Below are 25,970 nucleotides of genomic sequence, written 5' to 3' on the forward strand. Positions count from 1 at the left end.
ATGCTGGACCCGAGCTTACCAACCGTCGGGAAGCGTCGCGCTGGCTGGCATGACGGACGATGTCGGTCGGGCGGCTCGTTTCATCATCTGGATGTCAACCGATGGCGTTTCGTTGCTTCCAGCCACCATGGTTGCTGGAACCCCGGGCTTGCCGGGCACGTTGATCCCCGGCGCCCCTTCCGATTGGCCGGGAAGGCGACGTCGCGAGATGGTCGTGGTCGTCAATCCCGACTTGGGTGTCACCTCGCCAGCCGCTTGCCGGAACTGGCGGTACTGAGGCGACATGCCGGCCAATTCGTCTTCGCGAGTCTTGGGCTCTGTCGTCCCGGGCAACTGAACCGTCGCCGGAATGCCTTGGATCAGCTTGCCTTCGACCGTTTTGAACGACGTCACCAACGACACCCGTCGCTGGGACCCGCCAATCGCGTCCCACGGGATCCACACGCTGTACGATGCGCCAAGGTCAGTCTGGCTAAAGTGACGTGTGAACTGTTCGGGCGTGAACTCGAATCGCTTCGCGTTCTTGTCCGATGGGTCTCCGGATTCGGATTTCGAATCGTCAAACCCATGCACGATCAACGTGCCTTCGACGGGGACAGCGCGTGACTTCTCGTCATAGAAGAAGACACGGCCACCGAAACCACGAGTCGGGGTTCGACCGGTTTGAACCAACGTATCCGGTGTCCAAGTCGCTGCCATCTTCGCAGGATTGGGATACGGTTCCGGCGGTTCATCCGCTTTGCCTTTGCCAACGAACGGCAATCGATCAAAGAACGAATCGTCGTTCTTGGCAGTCTTCTTGTTGAACGTCGTGCAGCCTACCGAACTGATCGAAATCAGTACGGCGACCGAAGCGGCGAACTTACGTCGTGAGATACGCATCACTGAATCCGTTCATGATGGGGTCAGAAACATGTCCGTTGGAACTGGCTGATACACGTGGCAATCGCTGCGGGGCGATCACCGGCTGCCATTGATTCCACTGGACGCAGTGCCGATTCGGACGGGACGCGGACGATTGGCTGCACCCGAACGGAATTCAGGTTGCACTTGATCGACCCAGTTGACTTGACTTGCGGTACCGGCAGCGCCCATCGAAGCCGATGGAGTCGGCAACGATGTTGCTCCCGGCAAGGCTTGCGGGACAGCCGAAGCCCCCGGGACGCCTGGGGCCGCGGGCACGAATGCACCTGGGGCACTTAGACCGGAGCCGGCTGGGGCGATCGACGGTGCAGGTGTGACCATCGGCGAAGGCGTGATCGGTGTCGATCCCGCAGGCGCCCCGTACACACCGGGCTGGGCATACGGTTGGCTATAGATCGGCGTTCCCGTCGCACCCACGTCACCAGGGACCATCACGGATGGTGAATTCGGCATCCCACCATTGATCGGACCGAAGCTTGAATCGTAGATCGTAGGATCGCTGCCGGCGGGATACGAATCGTGAATGATCACTTCGTCCACGGTAGGCTGCAGGTCTGGATAGATGACCGCACCGGTGGTGGGTCCCCACAATCCGTAGCCACCGCTAAGCCCGACGTCACCATGGGCTTCGACCACGTCGGCCAAACACCAGCTCATGCGGCTCGATTCCACTTGCTTGACGTATTCCAGATCTTCTTCGCCGGTCACCAACATCGGGGTCAGCACGACCAACAGTTCTTTCCGTGATTCGACTTCCTGTTCGTACTTGAACATGTATCCAAGGATTGGAATGTCCGCCAGGTAAGGCACGCGGCGACTGAAGTTCGAACGTTCTTTCTGAATCAATCCACCAAAGACAACCGTTTGACCGCTATAGGCGGCGACCACCGACTGGGCAGTCGTTCGCAGGATGTCGTCGATGATCACGACGGATCCGTCACCGGCGGGAATCGGCGTGCCGTTGTTGCTGTCACGAGCCGATCGAGTTGCGTCGACGTCCATCACGATCAGTCCGTCCGACCCGACGCGAGGTCGAATCCGCAGGATCAAACCGACTTCGATGTCTTCGGTCGAAACCAAGGACCCCGAAACGTTCTGGGTGACGTCACGAATCCGAGCCACTTGACGCCCGACTTGGACAAAGCCTTCGGTGTTGTCGACCGTCATGATTTGCGGTCGGCTTAGAATCTGCAATCGATTGGCGTCTTGCAACGTTCGCAGCAACAGGCTGATCGAATCGCTGGCCGCACTGAGCACAAAGCCACCATATCCCAGTGCCGAGTTGGTCGTACCAACACCGAAGCTGGATACACCGCGGCCCGCGACATTGCCCTGCCCGAACGAATTCAGGTTCGGTTGCCCCACGTTATTGAAATTGTATCCAGGTGTGCTGGGTGGGGTGGCACCGGGGAAAGCACCGGCAGCAACGCCACGGTCATAGACCAAGGAATCCTGCAGTCCGACTTCGCCACCGATTTCGAAGGCATCGTCCAACGCCACTTCGGCGATCAACACCTTGATCAAGACCATCGGTGGACGACGGTCCAAGCGATCCACCAGCCGACGGACATCTTCGTAAAGCCGTGGGGAAACACTTAGCAGGATGCTGTTGGTGACCGGTTCGGCCACGACGATCAAGTCACGATCGGGAAGATCGTAAGGGCCCAATCCCTGTTGGAACTGTTGGATCGTGTTGACGGTTTGCGTTCGTTGTTGAACGTACGAAGTCAGCGCGGTTGCGACGTCGGATGCCGCTTGGTGCCGCAACCAAATCACTTCGGTGATCCGTTCGGCAAAACCTTCGCTGTCCAAACGCAACAGGATGCTTTCGACCACTTCCAGGTCCGACGACGAACCGCTGGCAATGATGGCATTGGTACGCTGGTCGGTGCTGAATCGCAGCGGCACAAGCGAATTGTCGCCACCCGCACTCGACGACGGCAATCCACCCAAGTTCCCTGCACCCACGCTGGTTCCGCTGGTCGCGGCTTCGTCACCGAACAGGTCCTGCAAGGCGGCGGTTAGCTGCAACGCGTCGCCGTTTTCGATCGTGAACACTTTGACCAACGATTCCACGCCGGGTGCACGGTCCAATTGGCGGATCAATTCACCGATCAAAGCCATGCTGGCCGCGGGTGCCCGAACCACGATTGAGTTCGCACCGGTATCGGCTGTGATGACCGCACCTGCCAAGATCCCGGAATCCAACAGTTGGCTGTTCTCGGAATCGATACTAACGATCGAAAGGGTGGCCGATGGCCGGGTCATGTTATCGCTGCCGCCTTCGCCTTCGCCATTGATGGCTTCTTGAATGACCGGTGCCAAATCCTCGGCGACCGCATTGGACAGCGTGAAAATCTTGATCTGGTTTTGCGATGCCACTTGATGAACGTCTAGATCGTTGATCAGCCGCGTGACCTCTTCCATGTCACGTGGTGCAGCACTGATGATCAATGAATTGGTTCGATAGTCAGCCAGCACGCGAACACGTGGGCCAACACCGGGACGGTAATCGTCACCCGCACCGGGGCGATCGGCAAAGAAGCTTTGAATGGTTTGTTCGGCATCCACGGCGGATGCATTTTGCAATCGGAAGATCCGCAGTCGGCTGGTTTCGGAAACCGGTTGGTCGATTTTGACGATCAGGTCTTTCAGACTCTTGATGGCTTCGGCGCGTCCGATCAACAACAGGGCGTTGGGCGAATCCAACGATGTGATGCTGACTTCGCCTTGGCGAGCCGACAGCACGTCGGTGTAAAGCTGCTGCAACAAAGTCGCAACCGCGTTGCTATCGGCATGTTGCAGTTCGGCAACTTCGATTTCGGGTTTGGTGATTTCGCTTTGTTCTTCGATCTGCTTGATCACATCCATGACGCGTTGCACGTCTCGTTTGGCACCACGGATGATGATCGTTCCCAATTCGGGAACAAACTGAATTTGCGTGTCGCCAATCACACCGGCGCCACCTTCCTCGGGGACCACTTCGACCGAGACATCCGCGGTCGCAGCACCACCGGCCTGTCCGCCGACGGCGGGTTGCTGGAAGACGGCGTTGCGGAACGGCGACCCAGCGGCGACCGGGGCTGCGGCGGCGGAATGGCTTTCCAGTTCCTTCAGCAACCGGATGGCTCGCTGCACGGGTGCCGGCTCGGCGTTCTTCAACCGCATCACATTGGTCACTTGATCGCCGCCTCGACGACTGTGATCCAATGTCTCGATCATTTTTTCCCAACCAGCAATCGATGCGGTAGGTGCAACGACCGTGACGGAGTTATTGCGTCGGTCCACTTCGACCGTGGCACCACCAAGTGGCACGGCGGCCAACTGGAACGCGGCTCGTTCACCGTTTTGACTGGTCGTGACCGGAATCGGTGTGTCGGAAAGACCCTGCAGATCGTCCTCGAACTCTCGCCAAGTGATCTGCTTGAACGCCACGCGAATCGGGCTTCGCCCTTCCGGGGACGCAGACTCTTCCATGTGCGACGCCAGCAACGATTGCACCTCGCGAGCAATGCTTTGCTGCATCGCTTCGGGTGCCATCACCACCAACTGCTTGTTTTTGACATCCGGTGCAATCTGCACCATCGGCGTTTCGCGGAACTGCAAGCTCAGCTTGGTCGCGATGGACTTCGCATGCTGTGGCGGAACCGCAAGCTTCCTCAGTTGAGGACGGCTTGCCGCATCCGTTGCCGGCAGTTGTGGCGTGTTTCCATACGATTGGGAGGCGCCCGCGGGTGCTAACGCAAGGGATTCTTGCGAGAACGCAGAGGGTGCGGAGCCAGCAAAGCCGGCTGACACCAAAAAGCTAATAGCAATGAAGCGGCGCATCCGCGTCCACCTTTACGACCAAGAGTAAATTGAACTCACATCATGCAGGCCTCCGAGAACGCTCGCCCGCATGTTCGGATTCATCGTCGCAGGCGCCACAATCGCTACAGTCAAAATGATCCGTTCCACCGGATCCCCCCTGTTCTTTGGTGCCGTAGGGCCAGTCGCGACGGATTCCGCCTTGACGCGGGTACCTCCAATTGGCGACCGTCCGGTTCAAATGCCGGATTTCTTGAGCGAAACCGGTCAGAAATAGAAAGTTCAGAGGAGAATCCGCTTGAGCCCTCGACGGTCCATCTACGCCGCCATACTGCTGGTATTGGTTGTCACCCCCACGCTGACGACATCGCATGCCCGCGCTCAAACGGCCTATCCCGGATATGGCCCTGTGGTGGTCAACAACAATATTTCCGGCGCCGACCCGTACGCGATGGGCACCACCCAAGCAGGCGGATGGCTGCCACCGAACCCATTCCCCAGCGGGAACATGATCGGTGGTTACGTCCCCGGGCCGATGGCGATCGCCGACCGGCTTTGGATTCGTGCCGACTACCTTCATTGGTGGACCGAAGGCATGGACGTGCCTGCGCTGGTAACGACCAGCCCCGACGGGACCGCCCGAACCAGCGCTGGGATTCTGGGACAACCCGGAACCCGCACCCTGTTCGGTGGCGGTGAAATCAACAATGACTCGACCAGCGGAGTCCGGTTCCGAACCGGTTTCTGGTTGAACGCACAGGGTGCGTTCGCCATCGAAAGCGAATTCTTTCAGTTGCTAGGCAGCCAGGATGATGGATTCCAAGCCAGCGGAGATGGTTCGCCGATCATCGCGCGGCCATTCTTTGACGCCAGCCGTGGAATCGATACCGCCCAACTGATTTCGTACCCCAACTTGGTGTCCGGGAACGTTCGCGTGGGGTCCGAAAGCGATCTGAAATCGTTCCTGATCAATGCTCGCGCTGGACTTTGCCCGATCGGAATCTGCAACCCCGACGGGGAATCGGACCGCGTTGACTGGATCATCGGATACCGATACCTGAAGCTAGAAGATCAAATCGGTATCTCCGAAAACATCACATCCGAAATCACGTCGTCCCCCGGCACGATCGCCATCAACGAATCGTTTCGAACCAGCAACGAATTCAACGGTCTGCAGCTCGGTGTGATCCACCAAGCCAATTTCCGTCGGGCTTGGTTGGAATCGATGCTTCGAGTCGCCGTTGGCAGCAACAACCAACGCGTCGACATCAACGGCACGACCACGCGGACCGAAAATGGCACCACCGACCAATTCACCGGCGGCCTGCTTGCCCAACGAAGCAACATCGGACGCTATGAACGCGACGAGTTCACAATGGTCCCCGAGGTCGGCTTTACCCTGGGTGTCCGATTGACCGATTGGTTAGATGCAACCGTCGGGTATTCGATGCTGTATTTCCCAAGCGTTGTGCGTGCCGGAAGCCAGATCGATACCGACATTGATAGCAACCTATTGCCGCCCGAGGCCGATCCATTGGTATCCGATGGACGACGCCCCGAATTCAAATTTATCGAATCCGACTACTGGGCCCATGGGTTGAACCTGGGTGCCGAACTTAGGTTCTGATCGCCCGATCCACCAACGACCGTGGAAACAACGGCTTCCGCAAGCGGTCCGCCCCAGCACCACGCCCGCAAACTCATTTCAATCAACCCAGGGTGCCTAAACCTCCCTGCCATCCGTTAGACTATCGCCGCGATTTGAGTGGCATCCTGGTCTTCTGGAATGATGGCAATGAAACGGCGTACGCAGCGGCTCCGCGATTCTCTTTTGCGACTTCTTGGCGATGCAAACCGATCGCCCCAACATCGATTCCGCCCACGGCTGGAATCGCTAGAAGATCGCCGGCTGTTGGTCGCCGCCATCGACTTGGCGGATGTGGTTGGCCAGGTGTTCGATGATTTTTCGGGCAATGGTTACGACGTTGGCGAAGAAGTCTCTGGCGCTGCCTTGGACATCTATCGCGACGACGGTGACGGCGTGTTCGAACCGGGCACCGGTGACGTCGAAGTCGCGATGGCGATGACGGACAGCAACGGGAACTACCGATTCGAACGTCTAACGGCGGGCGACTATTTCGTGTTGCAACCGGCCCAAACCGTTTCGGGACACGCGTTATTGCGATCGGTATCGCCGCTGATCACGATTTCGACCGAGGACGTCAAAGGCCGGATCGCGACTTCGATCGACACCTTCAACACCGCCGCCCAGAAGGTTACCGACACCACCAACGACAACATTCCTGTGACCAGCTTCGTCGCGGCCGACAGCGCCCAGGTCATTGGTGGCGAACGTGATTTGATCGTCAACAAGACCAGTGCTGACGGGTCGGTCGAACTTAGCGTGAACGATCCGCTGCTTCCGAACCAATTGATATTCAATTCGCCCGCCACGGGACTGGGAACACGACGGGTCACGTGGGACGGAGTCGACGGCGCCATCGCGATCGACGACACAGGGCTAGGGGGCGTCAACCTGACCACGGACGCGCTGGGACTGCAGCTGCAGATCCGGGCAAACCTAGCCGGCGGGAATGCGATCGTACGCATCTACAGCAACGATGGCATCGCGGGAACGGCCGATCGATTCAGCACTGCGACCATTCCGATTCCTGTCACGCAGGGCACCTTCCAGTCGGCTGAATTCATTCCTTTTTCTGCCTTCACATCCACATCGGGTGGCGGCGCTGACTTCACCGACGTTGGCGCGATCGAACTAGAAATCGCAACGACGGTCGTCGACGTCAACGGCGCGTCCGAATTGGTCGGCGCCGTTGGGACGATCGTCAAAACGGCAAACTTCGCCAACTTCGATCAGGCCGATCTAAGTCTTTCGAAGACGGTCGATGATCCGTCGCCCAACTTGAATCAAGAAGTCACCTTCACGTTGACGATCAACAACAGCGGTCCCGACACGGCCACCGGCGTGGTGGTGACAGACCTGTTGCCAAGCGGTATCCAGTTTGAACGATTCGCAACGGACAACGGCAGCTACGACAGTGCCAACGGGCGATGGACCGTGGGCAGTGTCGCCGTCGGCAGCCCAGCGGTCTTGACCATCACCGGCACCGTGACTTCGGTTGGCGAAAAAACCAACTCCGCCGAAATCACCGCATCGGACCAATTCGACACCGACAGCACGCCAAACAACCAATTGGCGGGTGAGGATGATCAAGCATCTGTCGCGATCGCCCCGCAAACCATCGATCTGTCGCTGACCCAGACGATCGCCGACGCCAGCCCCAATGTCGGCGACACTGTCACCTTTGTTGTCACCTTGCGCAATGATGGCCCCAGCACAGCGACCAACGTTTCGGTCCGCGATTTGTTGCCTGCCGGGGTGACGTTGACCACGGCGACCCCATCCCAGGGCAACTACAACACGTCGTCGGGAATTTGGACGGTTCCATCACTGATCAGCGGCGGTTCGGTTGCACTTTCGCTTTCCGGGGTGGTCAACCAAAGCGGATCGTTCATCAACACTGCCGAAGTGACCGCGGCGGACCAAACCGATTCGGATAGCGTCCCCAACAACAACGACGCGGACGAAGACGACCAGGCGTCGCTGACCATCGTCACGCCGGTTGCCGATTTGCAGTTGACCCAAACGGTCGACAATCCAGCGCCGAACGTTGGTGACGAAGTGATCTTTACGGTCACGATTAGCAACCAGGGACCAGCCCCGGCCTCGGGCGTCGTCGTTTCGGATCTGCTGCCCGCTGGACTGGAATCGATCAGTTCGACCGTCAACGCGGGAGTCTACAACGACACGACAGGTCGCTGGGTCATCGGGGACGTTTCCACGACGGATGCGCCGACGTTGACCATCCGAGCGCGAGTTCAATCATCGACCGCGATCACCAACACGGCGGAAGTCATCGAAGCGGATCAGTTCGATCCCGACAGCACCCCGGGCAATGATATCCCCAGCGAAGACGACCAGGACTCCGCCACGGTCGCTCCATCGGCAATCGACCTGTCGCTGACCCAAAGCGTCGACACGCCGCGGCCCAATGTCGGCGACGAAATCCAGTACACGATCACGCTGGACAACGCCGGTCCCGATACCGCCACCAGCATCATCGTGCGTGACGTGCTTCCCACCGGTTTGACATTCCTGTCGGCGACCGAAAGCGTCGGCACCTACACGTCGGCCGACGGCAACTGGTCGGTTCCGTCGCTTGCCCCAGCCGATTCGCCCGCGACGCTGCAACTTCGCGTTCGAGTCGATTCGCAGCCTGCGACCGCCAATTCGGCCGAAGTCATCCAGGCGACCCAGTTCGATCCCGATAGCACACCGAACAATGATGATCCGGGCGAAGATGATCAGGCGGCGGTGTCCATCACATTGGCCAGCGCCGACCTGTCACTGACGAAAACGGTCGACGTCGGGTCACCCAACATCGGTGACAACGTAGTGTTTACCATCCGAGTGACCAACGATGGTCCCGATGTTGCCACCAACGTATCGATCCGAGACGAATTGCCCACCGGCACCCGTTTCGTTTCATCCAACCCATCGGTGGGCAGCTACGATTCGATCACCGGGATCTGGACGGTCCCATCGGTCGGTTTGTCGAGCACCGAAACGTTGACGATCACCGCGGTCACCGATACCGCGTCGATGACGACGAACACCGCCGAAATCATCAGCGTCGACCAATCCGACCCGGACTCGGTCGCCGGCAACGGCAACGCCAACGAAGACGACATCGCGACCGCGACGATCCAAGCCCAACAGATCGATCTGTCGCTTTCCTTGGCCGTCAATGACACCGCCCCCAACGTCGGGGACGAAATCACGTTTGTGATCACCGTCGACAATGCGGGCCCAAGCGATGCGACCGGCGTCCGAGTGACCGACGTGCTTCCGGCCGGCCTGACGCTCGTCGACAGCACTCCTAGTCAAGGCAGCTTCAATACTTCGTCCGGCGTCTGGTCCGTCGGAAACGTCAGCATCACGACCCAGCCGACACTTCAACTGGTCGTTCGCGTTGACCAAGTCCTGACCGATACCATCAATGTCGCCGAGATCACGGCCGCCGATCAACCCGACACCGATTCGACGCCGGGCAACAACGATATCGACGAAGACGACCAGGACTCGGTCACGATCAGCACACCGGTGGCCGACCTGTCGCTGGTCCAAACGGTCACCAACGATACACCGAACGTCGGCGATCAAGTGACGTTCGAAATCCTGCTGACAAACGATGGCCCCAGCCCCGCCACGAGCGTTCAGGTCAGCGACCTGTTGCCCGACGCAGTGCGGTTCGATTCCACGACGTTAAGCGCAGGCACCTACGATGCCGACACCGGCATCTGGGACATCGGCAGCGTTGGTAGCGGCGAAACCGTTTCGCTTGGCATCAACGTCACGATCACGGGGCAGGGCACCCAGACCAACACCGCCCGCGTCAGCCAATCGGATCAGTTCGACCCCGATTCGACGCCGGGCAACAACGTCGAAGCGGAAGACGATCAAGCATCCGCTAGCGTGACTCCGCCGGTGATCGATCTGTCGCTACAGAAGACGGCTTCGCTGGATCGGCCCGCGATCGGCCAGAATGTGACGTTTACCATCACCGCCCAAAACGATGGGGTTTCCGACGCAACGGGTGTTGTGATTCGCGACGCGTTGCCTGCCGGGCTGAATTTCGTCGACAGCAATGCGTCGGTGGGCAGCTACAACGCGACCACCGGAATCTGGTCACTGGGCGCGATCGCTGCCGGATCGTCCGAGACACTCGAAATCACGGCGACCGTGACCCAAGTGGATGCGGTGACAAACGTCGCCGAAGTCATCGCCGCGAACCAATTTGATTCCGACAGCACGCCGGACAATCAAGATGAAAACGAAGACGACCTGGCTTCGGTGTCGATCACCCCGGCCAGTGCCGACCTTTCGTTAACCAAAACGGTTGACGACTCGCTCCCCAACGTGGGCCAGGAAGTCACCTTCACGCTGACGCTGTCCAATGCCGGCCCGGATACAGCCGAGCAGATCACGGTGCGAGACTCTTTGCCCGCGGGACTGGACTTCGTCGGTTCGTCACCCAGTGTGGGCGACTACGACTCGGCCACCGGAATTTGGACCATCGACTCCCTGGCCTCCGGCGCCACGGCCACCCTGGACATCCGCGCCGCTGTGGCTGCGTTGACCGATCGCACCAATACGGCCGAAGTGCTGACCAGCAGCCAGTTCGATCCCGATAGCACCCCGGGCAACGGGGATGATTCGGAGGACGATCAAGCCAGTGTCACCCTGTCGCCTCAATTGGTGGACCTAGCGCTCAGCAAAGTCCTAGACGATCCGGCACCCAATGTCGGTGATACCATCGCCTTCACGCTGACGCTTTCGAACGATGGCCCATCGGACGCCACCGGCGTAGCGGTCACGGATCGGTTGCCCGACGGCCTGGTCTTCGAAAACTTCATCGCCAGCCAGGGCAGTTACAACTCGGCCAGTGGTCTGTGGAACGTCGGCAACGTAGCCAAAGACGCCGCCCCGACGTTGACCATCAACGCCACCGTCGGCCAAATCAGCGGCGCCACGAACACGGCCGAGATCACTGCGGCCGACCAAGTGGATCGCGATAGCACGCCGGGCAACAATGACGCCGGTGAAGACGATCAAGCCAGTGTCGAATTCGTCACCCAGGTGGCCGACCTTAGCCTGACGAAAACCGCCAGCACATCGGCCCCCACCCAAAACGAAGTCATCCGTTTCACTCTGACACTTACCAATTCAGGCCCCAGCACGGCCACCGACATCAGCGTTCGCGACGTCTTGCCCAGCGGCTTGACGTTCGTCTCCGCCGATCCGAGTGTGGGCAGCTACGATCCGGCCAACGGAATCTGGACGCTTGCCAGCGTTTCATCGTCGTCCAACGCAACCCTGCGGATCGATGCCCGAGCGACTTCGCCGCAGCCATCGACCAACACCGCCGAAATCATGTTGGCTAGGCAGTTCGATCCGGACAGCACGCCCGGCAACGGTGTCGCCGCGGAAGATGACATCGCGTCGGTTCTGATCACGCCGGTGGTGATTGACCTGGACGTGTCCGCAAGCGTCGACAACGACGCCCCGGTCGAAGGGGACGAAATCCTGATGACCTTCCTGACCCAAAACTCTGGCAACGTGGCCGCGACCGGTGTGGTCACATCGGTGATGATCCCGGCTGGACTGCGGATTGTGTCGTCCACGCCTGATATCGGTAGCTACAACCCGGTCAGCGGACGTTGGGAAATCGGCACGCTAGGTGTGGGCGCGACAGCGACGCTGACCGTTCGGGCCGTGGTCGAAAATCGCGAACTGAAAACGATTCCCGTTCAGGTCATCGCAGCCGACCAGTTCGACATCGACAGTACGCCGGGCAACGACGAAGTGGGCGAGGACGATCAAACCGATTTGATCATCCGCGCCCCGCGGACGCTGACCAAGCGACTGTTCCTGTCGCGATAGGCCAGACCGTAACCAAATCAAAGTTTCGACGGACCGAATCGGTTCGTCGAAACTTCGGATACCGGAACAACGATAGGGTTACGCGTTCAGCTTCACGTCCGCCGAATCGGCAATGTTGACCCAGACGTGAACGTGGGGTGCACCACGATAGTGCCATACGAACGACGGGCCTTCCAATCGCCAGTTGTCCCAGACGCCGTCTTTGCCAATGTCGTGATCTTGGTAGAACGACAACTTGCAGGCATCCAGTCCGCCTTGGGTCTTCAGACACTGCATCGCTTCTTGCTGATCCGGCGTGCGATACATTTCGACCATCGTGGCCAGCACGCCTTGCAGGTGTTCACGTTGGTCAGATGCCATGTCCGAAACCGGCAACCCGGTGATGTCGGACGAATGACCACGGAACGCGACGGCCTGTTCTCGCGGCGTGGTGGGGACCAACGCCTGTTTCTGCTGACGCCCGTCCAACATCTTGTACAGATCGTTGGCAGCGACCGCTTGGTTCCAGAACACGTTGTCGGTGTGATTGGGGCCCTCTTCGCCCTCCGGTGCATGTCCGTAAAACACAGGTCCGCCAAAGGCAACATGGTCTGCCGAGTTGCCATCGCAACGAACGGTCATGTGTCGACCGGTGATGACCAATTCGAACTTCTCGCCATCTTCGGTGGGATTGCCAAAGATCGCGATCGACTGCTCGTTTCCGAAACCGCCAGCGTCGTCTTCGAGCTGTTGATAGTACCTTTCATGCCAATCCGGGTGAATGATCGCCTTGAACGCCTGTTCGATCAGATCGCGTTGTTGGTCACTATAAAAATCGCCGTTGATCTCTTGGTCGGTAATGTTCCAGTTGTTCGCGACAAAGGTCCGCAGCAGACCCCGCTTTTTGTCCACGTGATCCCAGTCAAAGCAAACCGCCTTCTTCTGTTTCGCGTCCATGGTTTGGAACAACTGTCCCACCAGCGACTCGGCACTGGCCGACGCCACTGGTTCCGCGCGGAGCGGCATGTTGGTCAGACCACCGCCGATCAAAGATCCCGCAGCAATGGTGGCCGCGGAATTCTCAAGAAACGTCCTGCGATTGATTGACCCAGGTTTGATCAAAGACTTTTTGATCGGTTCAAACTGACTCATGGTCATGACATCCGTCGATGGGGGGTGGGATACTGCGTAGCAAGACGCCTGATTCTACCCCACCGACGCCCCACAAATCAAAAACATTCGGCTTTGAAAGCACCCATCCTTCGCGAGCGATCCTGCCCCCAGTCCCCGTTGTGGGATTCGCCAGAATTGCTCGCGGGCGCGTCGATTGAGTGAGCCGTGAACGCGTGAGCGGCCGGGAAGCCACCCAAACGCATCGCATGCACCCCCCCTCGCTTGGGGAGGGCGTATCATGCACGGGTCAGCCGGGCATAAAACCGTTTATTCCCGCCCGACCCATGCCATAATAAATTTAACCCCCGCCTGAGCCGGGGAGAATGAATCGTCCCCCGACTGTTGAACGTTGATAGTTATCGCCGCTCTTTCGTATCCGGGACTCGATCATGCGGCTTATCGCCTTGCCCCAGCGACCGTTTGGCTCGTGATCCTATGGTTGGTCGAGACTTACTTCGCGACGCCGCGTCTAGGCAGACTTCAGCATGCTGCAACCAACCTTGCGTTGGCTGCGTTAAACGGTGGACTACTTTTCTTTTCCGTAGGCTTACTCAGTGTGTATGTCTGCAGCGTTTCGTCCGCCGAGCCTTTTGGCCTAGTTCGTGTTGTCCTCTCATTCTTGGCGCTAGACCTGTTTAGTTACCTTTGGCACCGAGCCAATCATCGCTTTGCTCTACTTTGGCGTTTCCACGCAGTCCACCACTCCGATTCCGCGATGGATGTAACGACTGCCGGGCGTTTTCATGTTGTAGAACTCGGGATTGCGGGAATTGTTCGTCTTCCACTCCTTTACTTGCTCGGTGTGTCAACGACTGCGCTGCTCATTTACGAAACTGCACTTGTGATGGTTTCGATGATGCATCACTCCACAATTGCACTTGGGCGCTTCGACCGCATTGCCCGAACCTTTTTCGTAACTCCATCGATTCACTCTGTGCATCATTCTCGTGATTCTGATCTCTACGCGTGCAACTACTCATCTGTACTTTCTGTTTGGGATCGACTGTTCCGGACTTTTCACCTGACACGTGGCCCCGTCCAACACGGATTGGATACCCACAACGACCGCAAGTCAGTCAGATCCTTGCTTGCCTCACCGTTTCACAATGACCATAATCGCGGGGAACAATGACATGCACGGGAGCACGGTTTGCGGCCTTTTTCGCAATGGAATAGTCAGCCTTCCGTGCCCCGTGACGTCCGCCATTCTTGCTGTCTGTGGTTGCCCGGTTGATCGCCAAGCTTCTTGAACCTTGCGCGGTCGCTAGCCAATTTTGTGTCGGTCACTTGATCGCTTGCCGCTGCCAACCCGTGCTGGCGAACTCTTACGGCAAAGTCATTCGTGTGCGCTTAGCGAAGATTAGTGTTCCTTCCGACTGGAACACTAATAAACACGAATCGTTGCGCGGTCTTGCCAATGCCGGAATGCCAGGTAGAAAGTGCAGAGGGAATCGAGCGGGAGCCAGTCGCGATGGTTCAGTTGCCGATGCAAGGATTGACGGGCGATCTCGGCTATCCCCAGTCGTATCTGGTAGACTCATTCGGACGGGCCGGCCGTCTCGGCCTGCGTCCGCTGTACTGCCACTAGTGCGGCGACAAAGTTCAACGCACGATCTACCCGGCCTAGACCGCGACCTTTCAAGATTTCGATGCATGATCACTGATCTGTTTTCGCTGAAGCTGGCGATCTACTTCATAGTGCCGCCCTTGATGATCTGCGTTGTGGCCTACGGCGGTGGTCATTTCCTGGCTGCTATCGCCGAAGTCTTGTTTCAGCATGAAGTTCGCCATGACAAAGCCGTTTTAGCGTCTGCTGTACCCGCTATCGCTTCACTGACAGTTGGGGTTGCGTCCTATACTTGGTTTTCAGGATTCCTAATTGCGGCAATCTTCGGAACTGCGGCCTATTTCGTCGTCGGAACCATCGCTTACACCTGCTTGTTGGCCGACTACACATTCCCAAACGATCCCGATCAGCTGTCCGAGACCGAAGTACGCCAGGGAAGTCAGATTTCGGGGATCATGTCGATATTATTGTTTGCTGTCTTGCTGTTGGTAGGATACGCCACTTCCCAGCTGTCGCCATAGTGGATGTGAATTCAAATCCGAAATGCAAATTGCGGGAACTCACGTGACTTGAGAAAGGTGAACTGAGCAAGAAGGATGCTTGGAGTTTAGCCGCCAAGCAACCTTAACCTGCTCAGTCAACATGTCTCATCTTAGCACCGAAGAACGTAGTGCCATCTCTGGATGACATCGCATCGCCACAGTAGGTGTAGCGATCCACCTCGCCTGCCCGCAACTCGAGCGCCATCGTTGGATGGCTACAACGCGGCTTTCCACTCGGCGGAGTGGAGGGCGATGAAAGCCGAACTCCGATCACGAAATCCCGGCCAGCCCGACGGCGAAATCTTCCGTTATTCCAACGGCTTGCAAGGCAAAACCCGCCCTCGGCTTGGCGATTGAAGTCGCCTATGGAGTGTCGCCTGACTTCGGTTGGATTTCGACGATTAGAACGCGAAAGCCGTCGCCCGCGGGCTTGGTAAAGGCGGGCCACTGCACGATTTCCTGGACATCGGGCTTCGAAAAGCTGCCGTCAAATGGGTTGAACCAGGTCCCCGTCATCGTTTGGCCTGTCAGCGACTTTGGAAGTCGCATGCCGATGTACTCGCATTCTTTGGGGACGTAGTACACGTACAGATCGTTGCCGTTGTGCAGACTGAAACCAGCGTTGCTGTTCTTGTCGCCGGCGGTCAACTGACCGAGATCATATCGGTCCACCAGCGTCCGCATGTGGCGGTAGTAGTCCAAGCGTGGACGCTGCTTCGCAGGCATCGCGTCGATGTCGGGAATGATCACGTTCCACGCCGCACCCTGCCAGTAGTGTGTGGGGAAGGTGCCTGCAAAAACGCACTGGTACGCTCGTTCCAGACAAGTTTCCGGAGATGTGTAGTTGCCCGTGAACACGACGTAGGGCCCTTTTTCGTAGCCACCGTGTTCGATGTTCAAAATGGGTTTGTTCGGCATCGCCTCACAAACGTTCCGCATCACGCTATGCAGCTCGGAACTCCACAATTGAACCGACACGAAATCCACGTTCTCGGTGAACCGACGACAGTAGCTGTAGTCGTGAACCGTGATCAAGCGTTCGAACTGGTCTCGATCTCGCAATCGCTTGATCCGCTGGGTGATGTAGTCCACATCCGAATGCCCGTAACCGAGCGCTTCCTTGGAAACGTCCCAGACGATGTTCGGAAATGCCTGATAACGTTGGACGACGTAGTCAAAGTAACGGTTGTCGGCGTCCGAGTTTGCTTCGGGCCAATGAACCTGTTTGTTCCAGACATAGATCATCAAATGGGCTGCGATGCCTTTCTGGTCCAAATAGTCGACCACTCGATCAAGTCGGCGGAAGTATTCGATGTTTAGCTTCGAGTGATCGGGTTCGTCGTTGTTGCCGCCGAACGGATAGACGCTTGGGCTGCCATATTCATACTCCGGCACCAACCGATCATCTTTCTTCCAGTTCACGTCGTAGGCGAACACGTTCATCACGACTTGATTGAACCCATTAGCGGCTAGCGAATCCACTAACTTTCGTGTGTCGGGAATGTCATCGGCGTTCTGTGCATCCAACGCGAACAGCCAGTCGGATTCGAACGCGATCGGGTAGTACGAATCCCCGTTTTGGTACCGAAATCGGGTGGCTTGTTCTGGATCGATGATGATGCCACCCTTGCGATTGGGACGGGCCGTCTGCACCGACATCTTCCCGTTCTTGCCATCCAACGCGGAAAGAGAGGACTGTGTGGCGAAGGTCCATTCTCCGGCGGACGGCGGCGTGAACCGAATCACGAATTGATCCTGGCCGTTGTAGAACCCGGCAGCTTGATGTGGATTCCCGTCCGCGTCTGTGAATGTGGCCCCTAGAGCAACGTCTGTGGCGACGCTGGGGTCACACTCCGCACGAAACCGAATGTCGATGACATCCCATTGCCCCGCCAGGATCGCCTGTCCCGCGGAAAACTCTGCGTGATCCAGTGCGTGGACGGGAATGGTGACCAACGGCAAGAACGTAAAGGCGGCCGCAATCGCAAGCGAATACTTCATGTTGATTCGAAAGGAGTTCTCGTAGACACGGGGCTGATATCGAAGACGAGTTCGAACCTGCCATTCTATAGAACGATCGACGTGAAGTTGAAATCAGGCGGTGAAAGAAGCATTGATTTCAATGGAATGCGGTGAAGTTGATATTTCCGTGGTGGCGGGGCAGGTGGGTGGCCGAAAGTCTTGGCGACTTCCGCTACGTAGCGTGTGTGGCCGAAAGTCTTGGCGACTTGCGCTACGAAGAGTGTGGTGTGGTTTCGGCCAGGTGTGGGTGGCCGAAAGTATTGGCGACTTGCGCCTTGCATCAAGCCACGGGTCCGCGTCGTCCCAGGACTAGGCCGATCACAAACAGCACCAAGAATACCACGAATAGGATCTTCGCGATCGAGGCCGCGGTTCCCGCGACGACGCCGAAGCCTAGAACACCAGCGATCAAAGCGATAATCAGAAACGTCAAAGCCCAGCCTAACATGGCTATTCTCCTAAACAGTGTTGAACGATGTGACAGCGGTGGGGAACATCACCTCCGCTGCGTCTGTTCGGTAGACAAATGCGATTGCCGTGCCAAACCGATGGATTCTGGGCGGATCAGGCAGACACGAGCGATTCGCGATACAAAACGCCGCATCATCCAAGCCGCAAGGGAAAAGCCGCGTCGCTGCTGATCGTCTAGCGACCAACGTGACCGCGGAACCTCCGCCTAGGCTGCGTTCGCGACGCGGGGACAGCCGATCGATCCATGCGCCGCCAGCGCGGTGAGACGCGGACTCGCTGGACGAAGATTTACGAGTCCTGCGAAGGCGATTCGCCCCGCGTCACGGTTTGGTACGAATACGCCAAAATATCGACAGCGATATCCGCGATGACCGTACGCCCCTTGGCCAACCAAGCGGCGGCAAAGGACCAGACAGCCACCCATTCCATCCAAAATAGAAAGTTGTACTGGTTCAAGGTTTGTTTCCAAGAACCATCCAACAGCAGCAGGTAGCAGCCCATCGTTGCGGTGCTGACCAGAATCACCCATCCACTGGTTCGATACACAAAATCCCGTTCACGCAGATGGGGTTCGTGTTCACGACGCGAGTCACGTGGAAAGTGGTATAGCGAGTAGAACGCCAGCGTCAGAAAGAAAACGCCGCCGCTGAACGAATGCAGGTAACCGACGATCGATTTCTGCATCAGCGGATCGCTGTTGAAGTCCAGCGGAAACAACGCCACGCCCAGGGCGGACGCGCAGCCCAGATTCGACGTCCAGTTTTCAACCCAGTCGTAGCCGCGATAGCAGAACAAGAAAATCCCAATCGCGCACAACGTCCCGACAAAGATGTCACGAAGCGGCGTGTGGTAATAGCTGCTCATGTTGTCCTGGATTTCAATCCCGAACACCAAGCCAACCGGGCCTAGCATTACCGGCAACAACAAGCCGCCAACACCGATCGCTCGCCGAATCCCCAGGTAGGAAAGCACCAATGTATTGGGTCGATCCGAAATCTCCTCGATGGCACGGCCATTGCCGTTCATAGCGTGATCCGTCGATAGGATTCCCGTACCATGACTTCACCGTGTGACCGTTCCAACCGGCGAATTGCGAAGTGGGCGCGTGCCAGATCCTGGTAGTGATCGATGAAATAGCTGTTGATCAACGCACCACCGATGGCACCGATCACGGGGATCGCTTGAGCCGCGATCTTCTCGCTGACCACCAACCCGAAACGCTCCCCAATCTTGGCGACCAACTTGACCAAGGCCGGTGCGGACGTGTCCGATACGCCATTTTTCAAGACATACTGCGACGCATCGCGAATCTGTTTCGCCATTGCGGCGCGGACGGCAAAGTATCCGATTTCGGTGTCATCATCGATCTTCGTCTGCTTTCCCGGATCCAACGCAAACACTTCCAGACAAGCAAGCCGGCCCTCCACGCTGGTCAGATCTTCGCCCTCGCTGCGGGCGATATCGGCGACGCTTCGCAGGATCAACACAGTCGACACCGGCAACTCGGCCGCGATCGTTGCACCGCCCAAAGCGCCACCGGCGGCGCCCGTGATCCCCGCCAACAACTTGTGCGTTAGCAGGCGAGGCTTGGCGGATTTCATCGAGTCCTGGCCGAGTGTTCGCAGCGCAACGTCCAACGCGATCGTCAACGATTTTTCGATCGTGTCATAGACTGCCTTCTCGGCAACAGACGGCAAAATTTTCAGCGATGCGGTGACCGGCGCCCCCATCATTTCGGTCAACCGATCGGCAATCCCATGGTGTTCTAAGATTTCTTTGGCCTCGCGCAGTTCGGCCAACGCCTGCAAGGAAAGGTCACCATCCGTCTGCTGAACCGTCATGATTGATCCGTCTGTGGCTTGAAAGCGATTCTGTGGAACGCAGGGCCCGTTTTTTCGAGATTACCCTGGCGCTGCGAAATGACCCTGGCGCTGCGAAATGAATCCGGTGTGCATCACGCAATGCCGAGTGGGACAGTTCGTAGCAATCGCCGTGCCATGCATCTTCGTGGCAACCGATCGAGACGGTCGCATGCGATCCGCCGGGACCTAATTCCCGCGGACCGGGATCCACCGCACAGCGTCGACGATGACATGGCCGTCGGTGTCCTTGTTGACGATCGTGACCTTTCCAGAGGCATCGAATTGATAAGTACCGACGGAGGCGAACACGACGTCGATATCTGGCTTGATGCGTTGGTTCACGGTTGTCTCGGTGACGGATCCCTGATGACTGACGATCACCGGCACGTTGGTAGCACGGTTGGAGTTTGCGACATAGGCGACCTGGACGTCGTACTGGCCTGGGTGTGGCAATGGGGTTTCGAACACGGCTTTGGCCAACCCATCGGCGGTTGCCGAATCATGCCGGTACCCTAGGTGGACGCAACCGCCCAGCGTTCCATGCGCCCACGGGCCAGACAGGGTTGCATCGGTGTCATCGACAACGATCCCCTTGAATGAATCGACGCTTCGCCCACGGACCTGCGATACCGGACGCTGGTAGTCCAAGATTTGTCCATCGGCCAAAAGTCGTTTCTTCAGATCGCTGTATTCGACATTTTGCACGGACACTTCACGATCGATTGCCAAGCACGCGGCGGTAGCCGACGATTGCCCCAGCACCATGAAGACCGGTTCCATTCGGATCGATCCAAAGGCCATGTGACTGGACGACAAACAGACGGGCACCAACAAGTTGTCCGCTTGATCGGCCGGTGGGACGATGGATCGATAGCTGATCGGGTAGGGCGGGAACCCGCCGACTTCGACATCCCCCTCGTTCTTCACTTGTCCATCGGCATCGACGTAACGCTGGGTATTGTGTGAATCCATCGTGTAGGCCCCCATCCCGATCGAATCGTCGACTTGTTCGACTTGTTGGCAATGCAGTTGGGTCATGACAAAGTCGCTGACCATTCGACGCGCCTCGCGGACATACAGTTGTTTCTGCCAACCGTTGCCTTCGACGAACTCGTCCTTGCACATTCCCCACCGCGCGACTTGGTTGCGAATTTTCTCGGGAACTCGCGGATGATTCGCCAGCGTCCACATCAACCCTTGCTGATACAGCAAATGGGCTGCGGCAATACGATCGCGTTCATCGTAACTGGCATCGGGGTAGTCATAGTTTTGACCGATGAAGTCGGTTGAAAATCCGGTACGATTGTTGGTGTCGGTTTTGTGATTGGGCATGCCAGAGTTGATCCAAGGCATTCCCGATTCACCGGCCTCGAAGTTGCGCAGCAGCAGTTCAAACCAGCTGGGGTCATATCCGCTTGGCTTATGAAACGGGATGCGGTTTGGCGGGTGATCGGTCAGACACATCCGATAACAATAGGCTTGGACGCGGCGGTCGGCTTCGCCCTCGTTGCCCGGACCGTGTGGATCAATGAAGGGCAACAACCCGCTGGTCGGATCTCCGGCAACGCGATAGGGATCAACGCCATCGACAAAGTTGTGATAAACCGATCGCTGCGTCTGGACTCCGTTCAACGTTTCGCCATACATCGAATTGGCTTCCCGTCCCACGGTATAGCTGACGCCGGCGGCGGCCATCAAATCACCTTCGTAGGTTGCATCGATGAACATCTTGCCATGGAAATGTCGTCCCGATTCCATTTGAATCGAAACAATGTGCTGGCCATCCTTGACGACGCCGGCGCGACGATCCAGTCGCTGGCCCGTCTCGATTTCCAGCTCCTGATCGGCCATCCAATCTTGATAGATCGTTAGCGCGACCGATGGCTCGAATGTCCACATCGCAGCTTCGCCCTGCTCGGTTGGCGACTGTCCGCCACCGCGATAGGAGGAACGTTGCTGCCAGGTCCACGCGGATGGTTGGGAATAGTGCTGGGCCACTTTTTCATAGAAAGATCGCGAAAGGCCGCCGATCACCTGCTTGTTCCCGATATCGGTCTGGCCCAACCCGCCGGTGGTCAGTCCGCCGGGTCGCTGGCTCGGCTCGATCACGACCACGGACTTGCCCATCGCTTTGGCTTGAAGACCAGTGACGATTCCAGCGCTGGTCCCGCCGTAAACGACGACATCATGAACCTGCGGTGGTTCCGCCGACCATCCGTAGGTTCCCCAGATACAAACAGCGGCCCATGCAAAGCTAGCGAATCTCATCATTCAATTCCGAAAAACATGTGGGTATTTTGGGCGGGACTTCGAGTGGCGTTGTCGATGTTAACTCATCGCAACGGCCGCGGCTTGATCCACCGGATGCAGAAAATCAGCAGTGACAGGATGCTTGGACACCGATCCATCAGTTCAGTGCGCCTTTGAATTCCGTTCTGTTACGCTAGTGCAGCAGGCGTCCGCTCGGTTTCAGCGGCCCTCGACCGACCCCAATTCCTTTCGCGTCATCATCATCTTGAAGTGAACTCCATGTCCCATAACCGTCGACATTTCCTGGCTCAATCCAGCCTGGCCGCAGTCAGCGCCACCAGCCTATGGGGGGCGGCGGGGACCGCTCCACGCCGCATCTTGGTCCGATCGTCCTGGCAGACGGTCAACATCGGCGACATCGCTCACACGCCCGGCATTCTGCAGATCCTGGAAACGCACCTTCCGGACACAGAAATCGTGCTGTACCCGAGCAATCTGGATAACGGCGTCGACGAGCTCTTGCGAGCCAGGTTTCCCAAGCTGACCGTTGCCAAGAAAGGGTCCAAGGCGCTCGAAGAGGCCTACCAGACTTGCGATTTCCTGCTGCATGGATCGGGAGCCTCGCTGGTCGCACAGCGAGACGTTGCCCATTGGCGAGAACAGACCGGCAAGCCCTACGGCATCTACGGGATCACGCTTCCGCCCAAAAAGTCGAGCTCCACCACCCCGACGACCGCTGCCGCGATGGCCGACGTGGTTGATCTGTTAAGCACGGCCAGGTTTGTCTTCTTCCGCGATTCGAAGTCGCTGCAGTTTGCAAAACAGCTTGGCGTGACCTGCCCCATCATGGAATTTGGCCCCGATGCCGCTTTCGCCTGCGACCTGCGCGACGAACCGAAAGCCACTGCGTTCCTAAGCCAACACGGATTGGAACCGGGTAAATTCATGTGCTGCATCCCACGCTTGCGATACACACCGTATTGGACGATCAAAGATCATGTGAAATTTGATGCCGTCAAACATCGTCGCAATGAAGAGATGAAAGAACACGATCATGCAGCGCTGCGGCAAGCGATCATCGAAGTGGTCAAGCAGACCGACCTGAAAGTCCTGGTCTGCCCCGAAGATCGCACTCAGATGGCCGTCGGAAAGGAAATGATCTACGACAAGCTGCCCGCGGATGTGTTGGACCGCGTGGTGTGGCGTCCCAACTACTGGCTGACGGGGGAAGCGGTCAGCACCTATGTGCGTAGCGCCGGTTTGTTTGGCAATGAAATGCATTCGCCGATCATGTGTATCGGCCACGGTGTTCCGGCGCTGGTTTGTCGCTTTGCCGAACAGACCAGCAAAGGATACATGTGGGACGATATCGGGCTGGGCCAGTGGCTGTTCGACCTGGACGACGAATCCAGTATCCAGAAGATCGTGCCAGCAGTACTCGACGTGGCCATGAATCCCGAAGCCGCCAAAGCCAAAGCCGCCGAGGCCCAGAAATTCGTCCTGCGGCGGCAGGCCGAAACGATGGCGGTTTTGAAGCAAGAATTGTCCGCCTAGGGAACACGCGTCAACAAGTTCAGCAGATCCGCTGGCCCCAGTGCGCTCGATCGCCAGAACCGATGACGATGCTCATCGGGGGGTGGGGGCGTGCGGCAAATGTTCACAGATCGCGGGCAAGCTATTGTTGATTCGTCGCACCTGAATCATATTGGGCTGCGTGAGGAACGAGTTGCGCTGGCGCACTCAAATTTTGAATCGTTTTGCCACCCTACCTTCGGAATTTTCTTCGAACTTCTTTCACGCAGCAGTTCATTGCATGGACGCTGTTGGTGGTGGTCGGCACTGCGCTGACGGGGGTGCTATTGGTTCCCGCCCCGCGGGCAGCCAACGTGTCTTCGCCGAGCGATGCTTTTCCATGTCAGGATTGTCCCTGCGGCTGTGCTTCGGCTGAATTCTGTTGGGATCGATGCTGCTGCCACAGCGATACGGAAAAGATCCAATGGGCAGCAGACCACCATGTCGTGCCACCGGAATTCCTGCTTCGCCGAGTTGCGTCACATGCCATGGCCACGACCAAGTGCACCGCCAGCTCGCGATCGTCCTGCTGCAGCTCCGGTGCCGGGAATACCACCTGTGCCGTTCCAGCGAACGATTCGTCCCCACAAGCCACGGCAAATTCAATAGCCACAGGCGTCTTGATCTGGAAAGCAGCCGAGTGCCGCGGCATCCAGATGCTGTGGACGATGATTGCGCAAGTCTATGTGGAAACCGCTCCTCGCCTGCCATCGGGCGATCCCCTGCTGATCGCATGGTTGAACATCGCGAATGATGCGGCTGTTGTCGTGATGATGGATCCTGAACCGCCCGTCCCCTAGGGCGAGTCTCTTGCGGGCTAAATGCGGGCCCCTTCGTGCCGCGTTATGCCCTTCTTTTTGATTGGTTCCTTTGCAGTCGCCTGCGATGCGGATCGCCGATGCGCGATTGGCGTCCACAGGTTTGCGCTTGATACCGCTTCCACGTCGGAACATGCGAAAGCTCGTTCCTCACAACAACGTGTTTCTTCGTCCCTTTGGCGTGGAAGCGACCTTGCCTGCAACGCATCCATCATCCCCGCCCCCATCGACGTTTCAATCGATCTGAATTCGATCGGTTGGGATCGGTCACCGATCTGACTTGCTGATCGAAACAGCAGGTTCCGCTACCGGTGCGCCATGACCGAGACCCTTGATCCACAACCCCATCCCATTGTTGAACTATGAACCATCCACGATCTTTCCGCCCACCATCACGTGGCTTCACACTGGTCGAACTACTTGTCGTGATTGCAATCATCGGCGTGCTGGTTGGCTTGCTGCTGCCCGCGGTCCAAGCGGCTCGCGAAGCCGCGCGACGAATGCAGTGCAGCAACAATCTGAAACAGGTTTGTTTGGCGATGCACAACTACGAAAGCACTCACCAGAAATTGCCCGCCAACTACGTCAATGGCACCAGTATCGGAGGCAACTTTTCGATCTTCGCACAGATGGCTCCGTTCTACGAAGAAGCCAATCTGTTGGACATGATCCATTTTGATCGCCCGCTGACGGTCGGCTGCTGCCCTGGCCAATTGGTGGATCCCCATGATCGTGCTGCGGCGACAGCCATTGCGACGCTGACATGCCCCAGCGAAGACTACGGCCGTGTTTATCCGGTCGTGTCGTTGGGTGGTGCCGGACCGACCCAAAACTATTCCGCCACCAACTACGCGATGTGCAACGGCACCGGCGTGGGCACGCTGTACGACACGCGACTGCCCACCGATGGCGTTTCGTGGATCGGGGCGAAGGTCGGGTTTGAATCGGTTACCGACGGGTTGAGCAACACCGCGGCGTTTGCGGAACACTTGCTGGGTGTGCTGGATACGTCCCCTAGCGAACCTGCGACCACAGCGATGAGCATGCGGACCATGATGAATGTCACCTGTGCGTTCATCGACCGATCCCAGCGGCCAGTGACGCCTGGCATGGCGGGCTACACGATCCCGGAAAATCCCAACGAATTCGAAGCCTATAGCAAAGGACATTCCCTGTTTCGCGGATGGACCGGACAGCGCGGCGCCGGTTGGATCAGCGGACGGGAATACTGGACCGGATACACCCATTACCATCCGCCACAAAGCGGAATCCCCGACATGCAGTCATGTGGTTGGGGTGTCTTTGGTGCGCGCAGCAATCACCCCGGCGGTGTCCACGTTGCCCGTTGCGATGGCAGCGTCGGATTCGTCAACGAAAGCATCGACTTGGAAACATGGCGTGCACTGGGAACTCGAAACGGACACGAAGTCCTTGTGGATTTCTAGGCCGTCAAACCAC

16 protein-coding genes are annotated in these 25,970 nt (G+C 57.8%); 7 read left to right on the plus strand and 9 right to left on the minus strand.

From position 1 onward, the window contains the following. Positions 1-15: 15 nt before the first annotated feature. Entirely contained in the window at positions 16-882 is an 867-nt protein-coding gene (locus tag K227x_RS30945; RefSeq protein ID WP_218933588.1) for a hypothetical protein, read from the minus strand. Between the two features lie 78 nt (positions 883-960). Continuing rightward, positions 961-4,722: a secretin N-terminal domain-containing protein gene (locus K227x_RS27585; protein ID WP_246146332.1), complete on the minus strand. Its 3,762-nt coding sequence runs from the start codon at positions 4,720-4,722 to the stop codon at positions 961-963. A gap of 307 nt (positions 4,723-5,029) precedes the next feature. Here K227x_RS27585 and K227x_RS27590 point away from each other — a divergent pair, with 307 nt between their 5' ends. Further along, the gene (locus K227x_RS27590; RefSeq protein WP_246146333.1) at positions 5,030-6,358 is read left to right on the plus strand and encodes a BBP7 family outer membrane beta-barrel protein; all 1,329 of its coding nucleotides are present in this window, start codon (positions 5,030-5,032) and stop codon (positions 6,356-6,358) included. 168 nt (positions 6,359-6,526) lie between these two features. Continuing rightward, positions 6,527-12,256 carry a DUF11 domain-containing protein gene (locus K227x_RS27595; RefSeq protein WP_218933589.1) on the plus strand — a complete coding sequence of 1,910 codons (5,730 nt, stop codon included), beginning with the start codon at positions 6,527-6,529 and terminating at the stop codon, positions 12,254-12,256. 78 nt (positions 12,257-12,334) lie between these two features. Here the strand turns inward: K227x_RS27595 and K227x_RS27600 are convergent, their stop codons facing one another. Then, complete coding sequence (locus K227x_RS27600; protein ID WP_246146334.1) at positions 12,335-13,387, minus strand: DUF3500 domain-containing protein; 1,053 nt, start codon at positions 13,385-13,387, stop codon at positions 12,335-12,337. A 577-nt stretch (positions 13,388-13,964) separates the two neighbouring features. Here K227x_RS27600 and K227x_RS27605 point away from each other — a divergent pair. Both K227x_RS27605 and K227x_RS27610 read left to right on the plus strand, forming a co-directional pair. Beyond that, on the plus strand, positions 13,965-14,540 hold the full coding sequence (locus K227x_RS27605) for a sterol desaturase family protein (protein ID WP_246146894.1): 576 nt from the start codon (positions 13,965-13,967) through the stop codon (positions 14,538-14,540). Between the two features lie 521 nt (positions 14,541-15,061). Next, a complete protein-coding gene (locus tag K227x_RS27610) occupies positions 15,062-15,496 on the plus strand; it encodes a hypothetical protein (RefSeq protein ID WP_145175667.1) in 435 nt (144 codons plus the stop codon). A gap of 384 nt (positions 15,497-15,880) precedes the next feature. On the opposite strand, the gene K227x_RS27615 is transcribed toward K227x_RS27610, so the two are convergent. The 5 genes from K227x_RS27615 to K227x_RS27635 all read right to left on the minus strand — a co-directional run bounded on the left by K227x_RS27615 (position 15,881) and on the right by K227x_RS27635 (position 22,143). Beyond that, positions 15,881-17,518 carry a DUF5060 domain-containing protein gene (locus tag K227x_RS27615; RefSeq protein WP_145175670.1) on the minus strand — a complete coding sequence of 546 codons (1,638 nt, stop codon included), beginning with the start codon at positions 17,516-17,518 and terminating at the stop codon, positions 15,881-15,883. 301 nt (positions 17,519-17,819) lie between these two features. After that, entirely contained in the window at positions 17,820-17,987 is a 168-nt protein-coding gene (locus K227x_RS27620; RefSeq protein WP_145175672.1) for a DUF1328 domain-containing protein, read from the minus strand. A 311-nt stretch (positions 17,988-18,298) separates the two neighbouring features. Further along, the gene (locus K227x_RS27625; protein WP_145175675.1) at positions 18,299-19,036 is read right to left on the minus strand and encodes a hypothetical protein; all 738 of its coding nucleotides are present in this window, start codon (positions 19,034-19,036) and stop codon (positions 18,299-18,301) included. Then, complete coding sequence (locus tag K227x_RS27630) at positions 19,033-19,851, minus strand: EcsC family protein (RefSeq protein ID WP_145175677.1); 819 nt, start codon at positions 19,849-19,851, stop codon at positions 19,033-19,035. Before K227x_RS27630 ends, K227x_RS27625 begins: the two co-directional genes overlap by 4 nt. 207 nt (positions 19,852-20,058) lie before the next feature. Then, entirely contained in the window at positions 20,059-22,143 is a 2,085-nt protein-coding gene (locus K227x_RS27635) for an FAD-dependent oxidoreductase (RefSeq protein WP_145175680.1), read from the minus strand. A 258-nt stretch (positions 22,144-22,401) separates the two neighbouring features. Here K227x_RS27635 and K227x_RS27640 point away from each other — a divergent pair, with 258 nt between their 5' ends. Beyond that, positions 22,402-23,676 (plus strand): polysaccharide pyruvyl transferase family protein, encoded by a 1,275-nt coding sequence (locus K227x_RS27640; RefSeq protein WP_145175683.1) that lies wholly within the window; start codon positions 22,402-22,404, stop codon positions 23,674-23,676. A gap of 361 nt (positions 23,677-24,037) precedes the next feature. Here the strand turns inward: K227x_RS27640 and K227x_RS27645 are convergent, their stop codons facing one another. Then, positions 24,038-24,307, minus strand: a complete 270-nt coding sequence (locus tag K227x_RS27645) for a hypothetical protein (RefSeq protein WP_145175686.1) — start codon at positions 24,305-24,307, stop codon at positions 24,038-24,040. A gap of 7 nt (positions 24,308-24,314) precedes the next feature. On the opposite strand from K227x_RS27645, the gene K227x_RS27650 reads away from it, so the two are divergent. Together K227x_RS27650 and K227x_RS27655 are read left to right on the plus strand one after the other, a co-directional pair. Further along, the gene (locus K227x_RS27650) at positions 24,315-24,494 is read left to right on the plus strand and encodes a hypothetical protein (protein ID WP_145175689.1); all 180 of its coding nucleotides are present in this window, start codon (positions 24,315-24,317) and stop codon (positions 24,492-24,494) included. 380 nt (positions 24,495-24,874) lie between these two features. Then, positions 24,875-25,957, plus strand: coding sequence for a DUF1559 domain-containing protein (locus K227x_RS27655; protein ID WP_145175692.1), 1,083 nt, complete (start codon positions 24,875-24,877; stop codon positions 25,955-25,957). The last annotated feature ends 13 nt before the right edge of the window (positions 25,958-25,970 follow it).

Source organism: Rubripirellula lacrimiformis (genome assembly GCF_007741535.1).
Classification (GTDB): Bacteria; Planctomycetota; Planctomycetia; order Pirellulales; family Pirellulaceae; genus Rubripirellula; species Rubripirellula lacrimiformis.